The 16,027-nt window shown below is 64.1% G+C and carries 16 protein-coding genes; 9 read left to right on the top strand and 7 right to left on the bottom strand.

The window, feature by feature from the left end; genetic code table 11:
* Positions 1–3 precede the first annotated feature (3 nt).
* A complete protein-coding gene (locus ASG64_RS14160) occupies positions 4–1,068 on the bottom strand; it encodes a PDR/VanB family oxidoreductase (protein ID WP_056074127.1) in 1,065 nt (354 codons plus the stop codon).
* Positions 1,065–1,946 carry a metal-dependent hydrolase gene (locus ASG64_RS14155; protein ID WP_042576281.1) on the bottom strand — a complete coding sequence of 294 codons (882 nt, stop codon included), beginning with the start codon at positions 1,944–1,946 and terminating at the stop codon, positions 1,065–1,067. Before ASG64_RS14155 ends, ASG64_RS14160 begins: the two co-directional genes overlap by 4 nt.
* Before the next feature lie 209 nt (positions 1,947–2,155).
* Here ASG64_RS14155 and ASG64_RS14150 point away from each other — a divergent pair, with 209 nt between their 5' ends.
* Positions 2,156–2,746 (top strand): Rv1733c family protein, encoded by a 591-nt coding sequence (locus tag ASG64_RS14150; RefSeq protein WP_156149009.1) that lies wholly within the window; start codon positions 2,156–2,158, stop codon positions 2,744–2,746.
* Between the two features lies 1 nt (position 2,747).
* Here ASG64_RS14150 and ASG64_RS14145 read toward each other — a convergent pair whose 3' ends face one another.
* Positions 2,748–3,221, bottom strand: a complete 474-nt coding sequence (locus ASG64_RS14145; RefSeq protein ID WP_042576279.1) for an alpha-isopropylmalate synthase regulatory domain-containing protein — start codon at positions 3,219–3,221, stop codon at positions 2,748–2,750.
* A gap of 469 nt (positions 3,222–3,690) precedes the next feature.
* Here ASG64_RS14145 and ASG64_RS14140 point away from each other — a divergent pair, with 469 nt between their 5' ends.
* Positions 3,691–3,927: a hypothetical protein gene (locus ASG64_RS14140; RefSeq protein WP_056074125.1), complete on the top strand. Its 237-nt coding sequence runs from the start codon at positions 3,691–3,693 to the stop codon at positions 3,925–3,927.
* Positions 3,924–4,154: a hypothetical protein gene (locus ASG64_RS14135; protein WP_056074123.1), complete on the top strand. Its 231-nt coding sequence runs from the start codon at positions 3,924–3,926 to the stop codon at positions 4,152–4,154. The genes ASG64_RS14140 and ASG64_RS14135 overlap by 4 nt, the downstream gene beginning before the upstream one ends.
* A 271-nt stretch (positions 4,155–4,425) precedes the next feature.
* Here the strand turns inward: ASG64_RS14135 and ASG64_RS14130 are convergent, their stop codons facing one another.
* Entirely contained in the window at positions 4,426–4,752 is a 327-nt protein-coding gene (locus ASG64_RS14130) for a hypothetical protein (RefSeq protein WP_156388381.1), read from the bottom strand.
* A gap of 977 nt (positions 4,753–5,729) precedes the next feature.
* Positions 5,730–7,262 carry a toll/interleukin-1 receptor domain-containing protein gene (locus ASG64_RS14125; protein WP_235579593.1) on the bottom strand — a complete coding sequence of 511 codons (1,533 nt, stop codon included), beginning with the start codon at positions 7,260–7,262 and terminating at the stop codon, positions 5,730–5,732.
* Positions 7,263–7,287: 25 nt separating this feature from the next.
* On the opposite strand from ASG64_RS14125, the gene ASG64_RS21640 reads away from it, so the two are divergent.
* From ASG64_RS21640 to ASG64_RS14095, 6 genes are all read left to right on the top strand, one after another.
* A complete protein-coding gene (locus tag ASG64_RS21640; protein ID WP_162245392.1) occupies positions 7,288–7,449 on the top strand; it encodes a plasmid mobilization relaxosome protein MobC in 162 nt (53 codons plus the stop codon).
* 347 nt (positions 7,450–7,796) lie between these two features.
* Positions 7,797–8,216, top strand: coding sequence for a hypothetical protein (locus ASG64_RS14115; RefSeq protein ID WP_056074115.1), 420 nt, complete (start codon positions 7,797–7,799; stop codon positions 8,214–8,216).
* A 572-nt stretch (positions 8,217–8,788) separates the two neighbouring features.
* Positions 8,789–9,250: a hypothetical protein gene (locus ASG64_RS21635; RefSeq protein ID WP_156388379.1), complete on the top strand. Its 462-nt coding sequence runs from the start codon at positions 8,789–8,791 to the stop codon at positions 9,248–9,250.
* Positions 9,251–9,702: 452 nt separating this feature from the next.
* Positions 9,703–10,929, top strand: a complete 1,227-nt coding sequence (locus ASG64_RS14105) for an ATP-binding protein (protein ID WP_056074113.1) — start codon at positions 9,703–9,705, stop codon at positions 10,927–10,929.
* Positions 10,929–12,230, top strand: coding sequence for a DUF6414 family protein (locus tag ASG64_RS14100; RefSeq protein ID WP_156388378.1), 1,302 nt, complete (start codon positions 10,929–10,931; stop codon positions 12,228–12,230). Before ASG64_RS14105 ends, ASG64_RS14100 begins: the two co-directional genes overlap by 1 nt.
* Positions 12,231–12,868: 638 nt before the next feature.
* Positions 12,869–14,056 carry an AAA family ATPase gene (locus ASG64_RS14095; protein ID WP_042576278.1) on the top strand — a complete coding sequence of 396 codons (1,188 nt, stop codon included), beginning with the start codon at positions 12,869–12,871 and terminating at the stop codon, positions 14,054–14,056.
* On the opposite strand, the gene ASG64_RS14090 is transcribed toward ASG64_RS14095, so the two are convergent.
* Both ASG64_RS14090 and ASG64_RS14085 read right to left on the bottom strand, forming a co-directional pair.
* On the bottom strand, positions 14,057–15,262 hold the full coding sequence (locus ASG64_RS14090; RefSeq protein ID WP_056074111.1) for an acetyl-CoA C-acetyltransferase: 1,206 nt from the start codon (positions 15,260–15,262) through the stop codon (positions 14,057–14,059).
* The gene (locus ASG64_RS14085) at positions 15,259–15,942 is read right to left on the bottom strand and encodes a TetR/AcrR family transcriptional regulator (protein WP_056074110.1); all 684 of its coding nucleotides are present in this window, start codon (positions 15,940–15,942) and stop codon (positions 15,259–15,261) included. The genes ASG64_RS14090 and ASG64_RS14085 overlap by 4 nt, the downstream gene beginning before the upstream one ends.
* Between the last annotated feature and the right edge of the window lie 85 nt (positions 15,943–16,027).

Below are 16,027 nucleotides of genomic sequence, written 5' to 3'. Positions count from 1 at the left end.
CTCTCAGAGGTCGAGGGTCAACGTGTCGGAGTATGCACGAGAGACGCACGGCAGCATGTGCTCTCGCTGTTCGGCGGGATCGAGTCGGGTCTCGCGGTGGTCGGGTTCGCCGGCCAGGACGCGCACTTTGCAGGTACCGCAGAATCCTTGGCGGCACGAGTAGGCGACGGTCGGATCCTGGTCGACGATGACGGACAGCGCCGACCGGTCCGCGGGTACTTCGAGGGTGCGCCCACTGCGTGCGAGGGTGACGGTGAACGGGGTTCCACCCACGACGGGGGGTGCTCCGAACCGTTCGAAGTGCAGGGCGGACGCCCCGCAGTCGGCGAACGAGGTCCGCACCGAGTTCAGCATGGGTGTCGGGCCGCAGCAGTACACGGCCGAGTTCGCCGGCGCGGCGCCCAGAAGATCTGCAGCAGTCGGGATTCCGCCGTCGAGGATGCGAACGCGCGAGGAGCCCCAGCTCTCGATCTCCTCCAGGAACGGCATGCTGTCCCGGGAGCGGCCGCAGTAGACGAAGGTCCAGTCCAGGCCGGCATCGCGCGCGGCGCGGACCATCGGAAGGATCGGGGTGATGCCGATGCCGCCGGCGACGAAGTGGACGGCGGGTTCCCCGGCGAACAGGAATGCGTTGCGTGGACCGCGCACGGTCACGGTGTCGCCGACGCGCAGTGCATGCATCCGAGCGGAGACGGCCCCGATGTGGCGCACCGCGATCCGGTAGCGCGAGGTGTCCTCGGGGTCGCCGCACAGCGAGTACTGCCGTCGGAGCGGTCCGTTCGCGTCGCCGTCGAGGTGGATGTCGATGTGGCACCCGGGCTGCCACCGAGGCAGCGGAGAGCCGCCGGCGTCGACGAGGTCGATCTGCACGACGTCACCGTCGGCGGTGATCGGTACGGCCGCATCGACGACGAGAGTCGCCGCGGTGTCCGGCGGGCGGAGTGCGACCCGGGAGTCGTACGGCATGCGCGACAGGGCGCCGAGGTAGTTACCGACCACGAGCCCGATGAGACCGAGAGCCCGGTCCGAGCGTGGGCGGCCCCGGAGGTCGCGAGGCGCGTCGATCATCGCGACGCGGCCCGCGCGGCGGGCGACGAGGCCAGGTACGCGACGGCCTGAGCGGTCGAGCCTTCCTGGCTGGGGTGGTAACTGCGTCGGAAGTAGCGGGAGAGCCGCAGGCCGAGATCGATGGGCCCCGGCACCGTGCCCTTCTTGGCAGCACGACGCCATGCCAGTGGCGTGGGTCGGCGATGCGACGCGGGTGCATCGGCCAGGGTCGGGTCGTTCTGCATCAGGAAGCGGGTGCCGCGGATCCACAGGTAGACCAGCAGCGGTGCGGCGAGGGCCTGCGTCCGCAGCCGGCGGACCTCACGCCGATCGAAGTAGCGCATCGTCTCGTAGGCGACGGACCGGTGCTCGACTTCCTCCGACCCGTGCCAGCGCAGCAGGTCGAGCATGGTCGGGTGGATGCCGGCGCGGTCCAGTCCCTCGGCATTGAGCACCCAGTCGCCCAGGAAGGCCGTGATGTGCTCGATGGCGGCAATGATGGCCAGCCGCTCGACCAGGTAGTTCTTCTCGCGGCTGCTGGTGACGGGCCGCGGACCGAGAACCTTGCCGAAGACCCAGTTCATCTGATCGGTGAACGGCGTGGGGTCGAGGCCGCTGCGCTGGAGGTGCTCGAGAACGCCGGAGTGGGCGGACGAGTGCATCGCTTCCTGGCCGATGAAGCCGATCACGTCGTCGCGGAGCTTCTCGTCCTCGATGAAGGGCAGTGCCTGACGGAACGTCTCGACGAACCATTCCTCGCCGGCGGGCAGCAGCAGATGCAGAACGTTGAGCGCATGTGTGGAGAACGGCTCGTCGGGGATCCAATGCATCGGGAGGTCGTCCCAGTCGAAATGGACGTCGCGTGCCTGCAGCACCAAGTTGTCGGCGTCGGCCGTCATGGCAGGTCCTTTCGATGCATGATCACCGGCTGTGGTCCGGCTTACACAGATTACTATGACAGACGGTAACGGTAAAGCACCTCGGGTAACCGGGAACACATGTGATGTGAAACGAACTACCTTGCGAGGACGTCGACGGGACGGGACCCTCGGTAGAGGTCGGAACCTCGGACGCCGCTCGCGGCGCGACACTCAGTCAGGACATCCACATGGCGGACAACAAGAGAACTGCACGTCGGACGGATGCGTCCGGACGACCGCTCGATTCTCGACATCCGCTGATGCGTCCCGTCGACCGAGCCGAGGCGCGCATGCACCGGATCCTGGTAACGCTGTTCCTGATGTCCGTGCCGTTCGCCGTCGTGGTCGGCGTGACTCTCTTCCACTCGCAGCAGTCGTCCGCCCTGGAACTCGCCGCCAGGACCTCGACGGTCCAGGCGTCGACGACCATCGAGGCGCCTGCCGGTGTGGTGGCATCCGATCAGTTCTCCCCCGTCGAGCCGACGGTGCTCACTCCCGCGACGTGGACCCTCGACGGTACGAAGCACGTCGGGTCCGTCCCGGTTGCAGCCCACAGCCCGGCGGGGACGACCCTGCCGATCACCGTCGACGACCAGGGCCGTCGGACATCGCCGCCGCCGACAGGTGTCGACGTCGCCGTTGTCAGCGTCTTCGGCGCGGGAGCCCTCATCGGCCTGATCGCTTTGGCCCTGGTCGTCACTCGCTCGGCCCTCGTGCGCGTCTACGACCGGACGCGCGAGCGCGACTGGGACGACGCACTCGCGCGACTGCTCTCCTGACTCAGGCGGTGCGGTTGGCCGCGGCCACCAGGGCCTTCGCGGTCGCCTCGGTCGCATTCGATCCGGTGCCCATCGCCCACGCGATGCGTGAATCCTGCTGTCCGCGAATGAACGTGACGATTCCCGTCTCGGTGATCTGCTGGTGGAACGAGAGGATCTCGAGGTTCACCCCGGCGTCGTAGAGCATCGACGTGAATGCTTCGGCGGGGCCGTGGCAGGTCACCGACGAGCTACGGATCGTGTCGCCGACGGCGAGAGTGGCCGTGAATTCGAACCGGCCCGCGCCCTTCGGAGCGCACTCCGCGGAACCCAGCCGGATCGGACCTGTAGTCGGCGAATACGTGCGGGCGAACTCTGCGAAGAACATGCCGTCAGCTTCCGCGCGCAAACCGTGCGGCAAGGGTGAGGAGGCATGAATGGCAGCCGAATTGTGCGAGAAGAAATCCGGCGTGAAGGAATGTGCGCTGGTACTCATGGCGAGGTCTTTCCGAGAAGAGGAAGGACCGACACGCAACCCGACGACCCGCAGCGGGGGGTCGGTCCGAGATCAGACCCCGCTGCGGCGGCGAACTACGAGAATGCGCGACATGGCTCCAGGTTAACCGTTCATCGAGGTCACAGGCAAGGGCTCGGTATTCATCGCGCTAGAGAGCGAATCGGACCTCGCCGCCGAGACCACCAGCGCCTTCGACATTCCCGGCCTCGACCCGCGGACCGCCCCGGAATAGTTGACCTTCTGCGCGCTCATGTGGAGCGTCGACACCGATACCGCCGTCCAGGTCACCGACGCCCTGGGTACCGGCCGACTTCTCCGAACCCGCCTACACCGAATTTTTCACCGCCATCGCTGACTCGTCACCAGTGGACAAACGCACGGCCCCGCCTCCGTCGCCGCCGTCCTGCGTAAAACCAGGGGTCAGAAGGGCGCACCGCTGCGCCGAGCGTTGGCGGACGTCGTCACCGCCGACACCACCGGATCCTCCGCCGCCGTGCACTACGCCGACATCGTCCTCTCTCAGTCGTACCGGCGGTCGTTCCACATCACCGGGCAGCGGCTCATCCAGGCCGCCGAACAAGGCCCCGAGGAGGAACTGTTCGACTACATGGTCGAACTCGTCACCATGCAGCGGGCAGCTTGTAAGCGGCTGAACACCTTCCAAGCCGGGGGAGCGCACACATGAACGGCGACAACACCGCCGACGCTGCGGGACCGGACCGGTACGTCACTGCCGACGGGGCGCTCACCGCGGACGGTGAGGGCGCCGGCCGGTGGCTCGACGCCGAACACGCACAAGGCGCCGACTGGGGCACCCTTGAGGTACACCCTCGCGTTGCCCGGCATCTAGATACCCTCTGGTGCACCGCCCGCGATCAGACCGCCGAAGAGGCGCAACACGCCCGGTTCTGATCGCGACCGGCCGGATGACATTAGTTGCGCTCTGGTGATGGCGCTCGCGGTCGAGTTCATCGTTCAGGTCGGCGCTGCCAGAACCACGCCAAAGCTCCGATGAACGGGACGGCGATCACGAACAGGCTCCACTACGCTTTCGCGCCCTCCCGGCTGTGCCGAGCTCGCGTGATCGACACGACAGCGATGCCCGTCGAGACGGCCCACAACAGGACACAGACCATCCAGGTCACGTCGACAGCAAGCGGCACAGTCGGACTCAGGTCGCTATTCACCGCCGTTGACGACCCAGCCGAACTCCGGCGATCGCGAACGGTGTCGACAGCACCGCAGCTGATACGGCACCGATCAGCGGGTAGGCCCACCACGGGAGCGGCAGTTGGTTCCACCAGTTCAGTGCATCCTCCAATGCACGAGAGACGTCCTCCGGCGTCTCCCGGATCATCTCGACGCCGCGCAGCGGCTCGTACGAGCCCTCGTACACGACAACAGACCCGCCATCGGTGTTCATGGCGATGCCCTCGGCGCCCAGAAAAACCAGACCGATAACCGCACCCGCGAGGGCAGCCCACGCCATCAGCTTCGTCATGCGCGTCACCCAACCACACTCCGGCCGTGTTGCCGCCGACACCGGTATACACCCGAGGCCCACGTCGTTGCTCGGATCGACGGTGTTCGATCCCAATGCCCCGGGTACCACCCCTTCGCCGCTACGAGCGGCCACCTGCCGAGAGGCGCACTGGCGAACACCGTGGCAGTCAGACACCGCCCGAGCACGGCGGGCCCCTACAGGACGCGAACTGAGGGGCCAGCACACCAGCCGATCCGGCACCGATCAGCGGGTATGCCCACAACGACAACGCCGACCACATTCACCGGTGCCGGGGCAGGGTACGGGCCCAGCGGTCGGAACCCTCGACTGTTCGACAGGCGGCTCATGCCTCCGGATTCCGTGCGACCGGTCCGCGCCGCTGCGCTGTTGCATCAGTCGCGAACCACTCACCACCGCGGTCCCTGGTGTCCTGGGGCCGGCCGGACGCAGTGTCGGTGCCGCGTCCGCGGCCGCCGGTGGTGCGGGTGGCGCGCTTGCTGGGTCGGGCAACGGAGTCCGGGACGGACAGGCCCGCCTTGCGGAGCTCGGGACGGTCCGCCCGCAAGCGACTGCGGTGCGGCACGCGGCGGCCGCGAGCCCCGCTACCCGTGCCTGTGCTATGCGCACTTCGTTGTCGGCGGCGGCGCGGTCGTTCTGCGCCGTGACGATGGTGTCGATGTGGGCGAGGCGGTCGTTCAATGCGGCCTCTGCGGCGGCGCGAACGGCGGCCGGGTCGACAGGAGTGACAGTGGTGACAGTGGTGACAGACATGATGCGGGCCTTTCGGAGTTAGTCAGTCCGGGTGAGTCACCGTGAGTCGGCCTGCTGCGCAAGCGACCGCTCGACTCACCCATAAAGGGGACTGACCGGGGCGGCCCGCACGGCCTCCCGATCATCCCTCACTTCACGGAGCTGAACCGCACTCGTCCATTCCGGGTACATGCGGTCGGCCCTGACCCGTACTCGAACCCCAGGCGCGGAGGTCACCAACGGTTCCGTGAAACTTTCTGAAAGTCTTCCGCGTACGCGTTAGCCGCCTCTCTGGCACGCTCGATCTGACCACCGAACAGACCGGCGCGTAGGGGCGCGTACAGGTGACCATCTGTGGTCAACCGCTCGGCGAATTCTGCTACGGGCGGGGAATCGGAGTGACGATTTCGCCAGGTGGCGCGACCGAACCAGCGAGTCCCGCCCAGCCACGTGAGTTCGGGGTGCAGCGCCTTGAAGTTGGTGATGCTGTCTTGGGTTATTAAGCCAAGCATCGTTTCAGCTTGCTCGAATGCTTCCTCGTACGCGTCGTTGCCCGGGAATTGCTCGACGAAGAGTGGCTTCATGATCTCGAACATCCAATCAGCCACGGGTTGCAGACGCCGCGGTAAAGGACTATTTTGGCGATCGCGTCGCATCGCATCCAATGCAGTTTGGACGGTGTATGTGTCACCGTCCGCTGCATAGGCGAGTGCGCTTGGAGCTAACTGCCCGGCGTCGGTGAACGGTGCGTAGAAGTCCACCGATTCCGAGATGGGTTCTGTTCTCGCGTCGCCGTATCGGATCTTGACACTGCAGTCGACCAATAAGGCGCGTACGTTCGTCCACCGCTCGTCGCCGACTGCCGCCACCGCCGCGGTAACCACGCACGCCAGCAACGGCACGAGGCGCAACTTTATAAGGGCGCTGCTACCGCTGACCTGTTCGTTGCCGTACGAATGCAACGCCGTCATCGCGCGTATCCACGGAGTTAGTTGTTCAGCAGACTCAGAGTATCGCGCGGCAATCTGGATCGACCAGCAGAGCGGCTCGACCAACTTCCAGTAGTCCTCGGCCGTCGCGGCTACTGCATAGTCGACATCCTCCGTGCCAGCGGGAAATGACGTCGGAAAACGTCCTGGTGACTTGAGCTCGGTCAGGATTCGTTGCGTCTCAGCTTGGACCAGGTCGTTCAGTTCGATCCGTTTGCGAGGCTCAAGGATCAACGATTTGGTCAGGGTCCTCAGCATTGTTGGACGGTCAGTGTCCGCGGCTTCATCGACCGAAGCTCGCACTGTGGCCGCGTCCGGGCGTGGTCCGCCGAGAACTTCTGTGATCGTCGTGACCAGACCTACGGCGTTGGCCGTGTAGTCGTCACCGAAGAGATCCGCGTAATTGATGTCTCGGAGCGAACGGCCGGCTCCGAGATCCCAGTCCTCCACTTCCACGTCGTCGAAGCGAACCGGGATCAGCCAGGTTCGGCTGGGAGGCCGCTGCTGATACTCCTCAACTGCGACAGTCAACTCAACGTTCATGTACGAAGTGTCTTTCGACCGCTGGTTCTCCGAGAAGCATGCCAGGAAAACGGCAGACCCTGAGCGAATGGCATCTCGAATTTTCCGTTTCCAAGAGTCACCGGGCCCAAGCTTCGAGCGGTCAGTCCAGTACGGGATTTGCGCTTTGTCCAACAGCTTGCACAGTCGATCGACTTGGTCGCTGTCTTGGCGGACGTAGGAGATGAATACGTGCTTGGCCGTGTCGTCCGTCACCTCAAGTATCCTAGTAGACCTGCGGGTGACCAAGCTCATCGCGGCGCTCGGGCTCAACGTCAACCAGCTCGCGAAGGTCGCCAATGCGGCGGGGCAGTTGGCGCCGGAGACGGAGGCGACGCTGGCGTCGCTGCTCCGGGTCTTCGACCGGATCCGCATTCTGCCGCGAGAGCTGACCGGTACGTGATCCCGAACATCACGCGCGGCGCCAAGATGACGGGACTGGTGTCGTACCTCGCCGGTCCCGGCCGGTCGAACGAGCACGAGAATCCGCACGTCGTCGCCGGCCACGAGAGCGTGATTCTGCGTGCACCGGCCGGAGAGCTCTCGCTCGCCGAGGGTTGGCGGACGAGATCGACACGGCGCGGGTCGTGTTCGGCGCCGAGATCTCGTACACGAACCGCCGTCAGATGAACGCGGCGATCGACATTGGCACGTCCCGGTCGGTGGCGCTAGCCGACGCCACTAGTGACCGCAACGTCTGGCACTGCTCGCCGCCGCTACGACACCGGAACCACCCGCCACCGTGGTCGGTTGGCGAAAGACCTGACGCTGCCGCGGCTGCGCGACGAATGGGACGCCACCGGGACCGCACGGCAGGACGCTTCAGCGGAGTGGTCAGCCGCGCGTCGGGGCGCGGCGGTGACCATCACCACCGGGCGCGAACGCACGCCGCTCGGCCCGGAATTGTTGGTGCGCGCGGCAGAAGATATCGGCAAGTGGAACATCTGCCTGACGTCGATTCCGGTCGAGGACACCGCACAGTGGGCGCGCGCAGCCGGCCGCACCGCAGGCGTGTTTGCTGCTTGGTCCGCGCGTACCGAGCCGACACCGGGACCGTTGGCGAAAGCCGTGGCGGCTCTGTCGCAGACCGCTCAGATCCCGGCGCACCAACGCATCACCCCGGACCCGGAACGACGTCAGGCGGGTGGGGCCGCATTGGTCGTGATGTAGGTTGCGCTCGCGACCCGCGGCGAACGCTCTGCTGCTGCGTCAGATGATGCGCACGATGGAAGCCCTTGCCCACGCCGAGCGCGCCGCCGGGAACGCACAGGAGGCGCACGAACTTGTTCGAGTACTGAACGCGAACTGACGACGCTGCACACCCAGCTCGTGCACACCTCGGTCGCCGACCGCAGTGTGGTCTCACCCGCGCCGACCTCGGCTCCACAAGCAACTATCGCGCGCGCCGACGGCCGCCCGGACGGTGTGTCCGCGGAAACGTGGGAAGCCAACCAGCTGACTGGTCTGGGCAACGTAGGCGGCGCTCCGCACCGGGACGGCCCCGAATACGCACCAACCGCGTCACCGAGTGCCGTGGCGGACAGGACCAACAGAAGTGCACGGGACGTCGGCGATGGCCACGCGCGGTAAAGGTTGGCCTAGCTGGCGCAAGGGCACCGTTAGGCTCGACCGAGATAGTGGTCGGGTGCGGCCCGTCGAGTCCAGGGCGGGCAACATTCCAAGCGACCAAGTTGCGTGAATCAAGACGAGGACACGGCACGTGGAGACAACGAGATGAAGCGATGAGTAACACGCATCCGGAAGCGAGAACTTCGCGTGTCTGCTGGGTGATCGTGCTCGCAATCGGTGCCGCTGTTGTTGGTGCCCTTGTCGGCCGTTGCCTGCCACCCTTCGTCCTGGACAGTCCGTTCTGGCGTGAGTTTTGGACCGGTCCACCAGCCGCCGGGCTGTTCGCGGTCGCGGGCGCAATCATTGCTTTTGCCGCGGCCTGGTTCACTTCCAACACTGCGAGACAGGCAGCGAGACGAGATGAGTGGTGGGACAGAGCCGAGTGGGCATTGAACCTCGCCATGTCAGACAATGGCTCGGATAGAGATGTCGGTCTGGCGGCCATCGAGGTCGTTCTGACAGAGGCGACTGACACTGAAGCGGAGATGGTCGGCGCAGTAACCTCGATCCTTCTTGATGCCCCAACAGTGCAGGTTGAGGACAATGATGTTGACGACGTGCACGGTCCTCGCTGAGGCGAGCACTATAGTGGTGGAGGACAGAGGAGGCGGTGACGATGGCAGGCACGTCGGAGCAGCGAGCAAAATTTTCGGCGTTGAACGCCCGGATCAAGGATGGCAAAGCCGATCCGGTATCGGACGCACAGCGCGCATCGGCTGCGCGGATCCGGATGGCCGTCGACAAGAGGCACGGCCGAACCACTGACGCGTGGATCCAGAAACTAGCCGAAAGTAAGCCGAAAAGTTGATTTTGAGTAGGTCTACTCATGGCTTCTGCATTGTTCGAAACACATCTTGTCGCTCGTAGTCATGTGAGACTCAAAATCCGACGTGGACACTTTCTGATAATGTTGACAATGCGGGATCTAGAGTCACGAATAATTGTGCGCCCCGAGGGTAGCGGCATATGCCAAAAGGCTGAACTATAGCTAGAACTTCTGGTTCCGTCGACTGATTCAAAGGACCCCATGACAGCTGGCGTTTTTGACGAGTTTGACGGAGAAGTTGAGTTCACAGAGGGGCAGTTGTTCCGAGTTTTGAGCAGTGTTGACGGGACCGTCCTAGTCGAGCTGCGAGACGGTCGGACGGGCATCGTCAACGGTTTGTCTTCTTCAGACCTTGTTCCCGGTGACGTTCTCCTTTTCGCGAACGGGCAGATCGAGAACCTTCCCTATGATTCATGGCCGGCTGGCGATCGTACAGGCACAGTTGTTTGGGCCGGGGACAACGACATCGTGGTGAAATCAGCTGGCTCGACCCACGCCTTCCGACAGCGCGCCGCGAACCCCTTCCTCAGGGGGCAAACGGTTCGCCTCTTGCCGGACGGCCAACCGGTTGAAGTCATCGCCGATGAGCCCATCGACGACCTGAGCATGCTCAGTGACGACAAATTTGACCCCAGGTCATTGATTGTCCGGAAGGAGGACAACGACACTTCGCTCGATGACTTTGGAGGTAACGCCCCGCTCGTTAAACGGGCTTTAGATCTCGCGACCGTTGCGCTCTCGGTCGACAATCCTTTGCGATCATTGGGAGTCAATCCGATAAAGGGCATGCTCTTCAGTGGGCCGTCCGGCACTGGCAAGACATTTCTTGCCCGCGCGCTGGCCGCTCAACTCGATGCCTCTTTCTACAACGTGGGCGGGCCCGCCATCGTCGACAAGTTTGTTGGCCAAACGGAACGTCGTCTCCGAGAAATTTTCGAACATGCTCGATCCAATAGCCCGGCAATCCTATTTTTCGATGAGATCGACAGCCTGTATACACAGCGTGGAGACAACAACCACGAGTCAACCAACCGTCTTGTCGGGCAATTTTTGTCCCTTCTCGATGGTTTCGTGGCGTACGACCAAGTCCTGATCATTGCAACAACAAATCTTCCGGGCGCTCTTGATGACGCGCTTTTGCGTCCTGGACGTCTAGGGCACAAACTAGTCTTTTCCCTGCCATCGGGGCAGGACCGGATGCGAATTCTCCAGTCATCAAGTCGAAACATCAAATTTGAGGACCAGCCTGACTGGTCGATGCTTGCCCAGTTCACCGATGGATGGACGGCGGCTGATCTTGCAGCAGTGTGGACCGAGGCTGGTTTAGCTGCCACCCTTGACCGCCGCAAGTCCATCGTGTGGGAGGACATACTGATTGGTATCGAGGCAGTAGGCCGCGATCGAAATTCCTATGTGAAGGAAAAGTGATGGCCGTTTGGAGCAAGAAGCACAACGTTCCCCACGACCGGCAGCGCGAGTTTATATACCTGGATGAAGTCAGCGTCGTAAGCCTGCTTGCAGGTCTACAAGGTGAAATCAAGGACTCGGTTACCCAGACCCTCGCACGTACCGAGGACCGCAGCGTGGGAGCGTCGATCGGCGCGGCAGGTGTTGGTCTTGAGTCTCGTCTAGGCGCATCGCGCAGTTCAACGAACGAAGTCGTTCGTCGCGCAATAATACAAAGTACTTTCCGTGATCTTTGGCAGAGAGATATTGGCGTGCTCCTGCACGACATCTCGGGCGCGAAACCTAAGGCGCGTAGACCTATCAGCACGTTACGGGAACTTGAGAACGTACTACCACGGCTGACAAAAGCCAAGATGGCCGTCCCGCTAAACAAAATAAGCCGCGGCGACATCGTAGAAATGGAAATCGAGGTTCGCGCCGATCGATTCTTCGAAATGATTACTGTTGGTACTACGTTCCTCGACATGATGCATGGGCGGGAGAATTTATTCGGGGTTTCGGAGGCAGAGTTTCGTGAAATGGCGCCAATGATTGAAGTGTTGAAAGAACTTCTGGTGGGGCTCGTGCCTATTCGCGGGGTTGCAGCTAGTCACAAGGTTGTCGAAATTTCCGGCCAGCAGATCGTGATTGCGAGCGAACTACTTGGCGCCGAACTGCAGACAAACGCCAAGCCCCTTGAAATTGTGGGCTTTGCTGAATCTGAATCGTTCTGGCGAGACTTACGCCGAACACTGTTTTCGGGATCAGTGTTCACTATGTATGCGCGCGCCGAAGGGCCGGTACTCACCGAGCGATGGTCCCCGATTAAAATCGCGGATTTGCTAGGATCGCTATCACCTGGGCTTCGGAATGCAGTCGTGTTTCCATTTGAGCAACTCAACTTCGCCGACACTCCCGTGGTCGAGGCTCCCGATCCACTGGCCACAGCTCGACTTCTTCTGACAGACTTCGCGGCCGCGTACGAGAGCGCCACGGGTGCCACACCTAGTCGGCAACTCGTCGAAAACGCTGTTGTGGAGTCCACCTCAATCCTTGCTATGTCTACCACCATAGAACAGCGCCGTCACGCGTTCGAGCCTGTGGCAAATGCTGTAGCCGGACCTGAGGGTGATCGCGAGATACTGCAGAGAGTACGAGCTGACTGCATCAACCGATCAAGTATGGCGGTCTCCGTCCACGACCGTGTCCTAGCTCCGCCAAGTACGGAACCGGACGAAACGGCGGTGCAGCTCGAAGTGGGGTTCGTTGCGCTCTACTGGTGACTGCTGGCTGGGGACTGGTGACTGCTAGCGCGTGCCGACAATGTAGTCGGCGAGGCGGGAGGCGCATAGTCGTCGGCGGCACAAACGTGCGAGGGTTGCTTCCGAGGATTCTGAATGATGTGAGGTAACAGGGCAACGCCGGCGCGCGGGCCGGGCACTGCTGCTACCGGTCGAAGTGCGGCGTCGGGTGGTGGCGGGCTCAGCGGGACGGTAGATGACCGGACCCCGAAGGCCGGCCGCGAGCGCACCACTCGGCTTCCCGTTGGAGTTGTGTGTCATCCACCGGGGCAGTCCGCACGCGATCGCGTACTCGACGATGTCCATATCGGGATCTTGGAACTGGAGCGCCTGCGCTGTCGAACACCCACGCCGGGCCCTTCTCGGCGCGGTACGCGCGGGTGGTGTCGACAAGGTTCCGTTCGATCGAGTTGGTGAGCACCGCGCCGCAGACGGTGAGGAGCTGAGCTAATAGCGGTGCTTTTGGTGTTGCCCATCCGTGGTTCCCTGGCCGCCCAAGTTGAGGGGCCGTGGCCAGCCAGTCGATCACGATCTAAATTTGACACACCTGTTTCTGCTCGGTTCTAGGACACGCGCTAGAGAGTCGCAGAGATGGCTGCGATCGTTGCTACCGTCCCGTCATGGATCCCGTTCGCAACCCGTACGCACCCGGCGCCGGTCAGCGGCCACCCGAGCTCGCGGGGCGGTCGAAGCAACTCGACGCCTTCGATGTGGTGCTCGAGCGCATCGCTCGCGGTCGCCCCGAACGCAGCGTCGTGCTCACCGGTCTACGCGGCGTCGGCAAGACAGTGTTGCTCAACCATCTGCGGTCGGCCGCCATCTCCCGCAAGTGGGGTACCGGGAAGATCGAGGCTCGACCCGATCAGGACCTGCGCCGTCCCCTGTCGTCCGCGTTGCACATGGCAGTACGGGAAATCGCTGTGGCACATCGTGATCCCGAGCGCGTAGATCAGTTCCTCGGCGTCCTCAAATCGTTCGCGTTGCGCGCATCGGCCGACAAGGGGATGCGGGACAAGTGGCAGCCGGGGATCGATGCCCCGGCGCTCAAGGGCCGCGCGGACACGGGCGACATCGAGATCGATCTGGTCGAATTGTTGATGGACGCAGCATCTCTCGCCCGCGATGTCGGTGTGGGCATCGCCATCTTCATCGACGAGATGCAGGACCTGGCGACCGAGGACATCTCGGCCATCTGCGGTGCCTGCCACGAACTCAGTCAGGATGCCGCGCCGCTGATCGTCGTCGGGGCCGGGCTGCCGCATCTCCCCGCCGTGCTGTCGGCGTCGAAGAGCTACTCGGAGCGGCTGTTCAGCTACCACCGCATCGATCGGTTGGATCGCCTCTCGGCCGATCGCGCTTTGATCGCTCCTGCGGAACGTGAGGACGTCGAGTACACGACCGAGGCACTGGATGCGCTGTACGAGGCCGCTGACGGATACCCGTACTTCGTGCAGGCGTACGGCAAGGCGACCTGGGATCACGCGGCGGACAGCCCCATCACTGTCGACGACGTGCGCGTGGCGGCACCGACCGCGGAGGACGAATTGGCCGTCGGATTCTTCGGATCCCGTTACGAGAGGGCAACTCCCGCGGAACGCGAGTACATGCGCGCGATGGCGGACCTGTCGGGCGACGACGGCCCCGTCTCCACCGCGAAGATTGCAGTGGAGCTGGGCCGTAAGCCCGCCTCGCTGTCACCCGCGCGCGACGGGTTGATCAAGAAGGGCTTGATCTACTCCGCCGAGCGCGGGTCCATCGGGTTCACCGTCCCGCACTTCGGCCGCTACCTCCGCGCGCAGACGGACTGATCAGGCGGACGGAACCCGCAGGATCAGGGCGTCGCCCTGACCGCCGCCGCCGCACAGGGCTGCGGCTCCGGTTCCGCCGCCGCGTCGCTTCAGCTCGAGGGCGAGGTGCAGGGCGATGCGGGCGCCCGACGCGCCGAGGGGGTGACCGATCGCGATGGCGCCGCCGTTGACGTTGACCTTGTCGGCGTCGATGCCCAGTTCACGGGTGGAGACGATGCCGACCGCGGCGAATGCCTCGTTGATCTCGACGAGGTCGAGGTCGGTGGGGGCGATGCCTTCCTTGGCGCACGCTGCGGTGATGGCGTTGGCGGGCTGGGACTGCAGCGACGAGTCGGGTCCGGCGACGACGCCGTGGGCGCCGATCTCGGCCAGCCAGGTCAGACCGAGCTCCTCGGCCTTGGAGCGGCTCATCACGACCACCGCTGCGGCGCCGTCGGAGATCTGCGATGCGGAGCCGGCGGTGATGGTGCCGTTCTTGTCGAAGGACGGGCGCAACTTGGACAGGCTCTCGGCGGTGGTGTCCGCGCGGATGCCCTCGTCGCTGGTGACGACGACGGGATCGCCCTTGCGCTGTGGGATGCTGACGGGAACGACCTCGTCGTCGAAGACACCGTTCTTCCAGGCCTGCGCGGCACGCTGGTGCGACGCTGCGGCGAAGGCGTCCTGCTCCTCGCGGGTGACGAACTGCGTGTCGGCGTTGCGGTCCTCGGTCAGTGCGCCCATGGCCTGATCGGTGAAGATGTCGTACAGGCCGTCGTAGGCCATGTGGTCCTTCATGGTGACGTCGCCGTACTTGAATCCGCTGCGGCTCTTCTCGAGCATGTGCGGGGCCAGGGACATCGACTCCTGCCCGCCGGCGACGACGATGTCGAATTCCCCGGCGCGGATGAGCTGGTCGGCGAGGGCGATGGCGTCGACACCCGACAGGCACACCTTGTTGATGCTCAGGGCGGGAACACTGAGCGGGATGCCACCGGCGTGGGCGGCCTGACGTGCGGGGATCTGACCTGCGCCGGCGGTGAGGACCTGGCCCATGATGACGTACTGGACCTGGTCACCGGTGATTCCGGCCTTCTCGAGTGCGCCGGCGATGGCGACGCCGCCGAGGTCTGATCCGGAGAGGGTCGACAGCGACCCCAGGAGGCGGCCGACGGGTGTGCGTGCGCCCGCCACGATGACGGATGTGGGGCGTGATGATGCGGTCATGCTGATTCCTCACTGCTGGTGAACTGGCTTGTCGTGACGGGCGGGGTTGACGTGTCGGGCAGGTCGTCGATCTCCAGGGCGCGCAGGACCATCCTCGACAGTCGACGCCGCAGGAGGGTGATCGACACCCGTCCCACGGACTGCGGTGTCGAGTTGAGCAATCCGAACGCGGCGTGGGCCTGTACTCGTGCGTCGTCCTCGGTGCGGTCCGGATCGATCTCCCGCAGCGTCCGCACCCAGATCTCGATGTAGCGACGCTGCAGTGACCGCACCGTCCGCTGCGCGTCCGCAGGGAGATTGGCGAGGTCACGGAACTGGATCTCGATGAGTCGGGGTGAGGTGAGGGCGAAATCGAGGTGGAAGTCGACCAGTGCTCTCAACGTCTCGAGAGAAGACGGTGTTCCTGCAGCGACGACCGCGGCTCCACCGGAATGCAGATACTCGGAGACTCCGACGAGCAGCTCGACGAGTACGGCTTCCTTGTTGGGGAAGTGTCGGTAGACGGCCGGCCCGCTGATTCCGACGGCAGCTCCGAGGTCTTCGAGGCGGAGGCCGTGGTAGCCGCGCTCGGCGACCAGAACGGCGGCGGCGTCGACGAGGTTGGTCCGGCGTTCGGCCTTCATGCGGGATCGCTCGGTGGACGCGGTCGGACCGTCCGCGGTGCGGCGCTGGGACACCATCGTCTCGCTCCCCTTCCGCGTCGGCTGAGCACGCAGTTTACCCCACTCGGTTAGTCGGGATTCACTTGCAGAGGGGAGTCGACGC

Source organism: Rhodococcus sp. Leaf247, from assembly GCF_001426185.1.
Classification (GTDB): domain Bacteria; phylum Actinomycetota; class Actinomycetes; order Mycobacteriales; family Mycobacteriaceae; genus Rhodococcoides.
The sequence above is the reverse complement of the archived record's forward strand: the minus strand, read 5'-3'. Positions and strand labels throughout refer to the sequence as shown.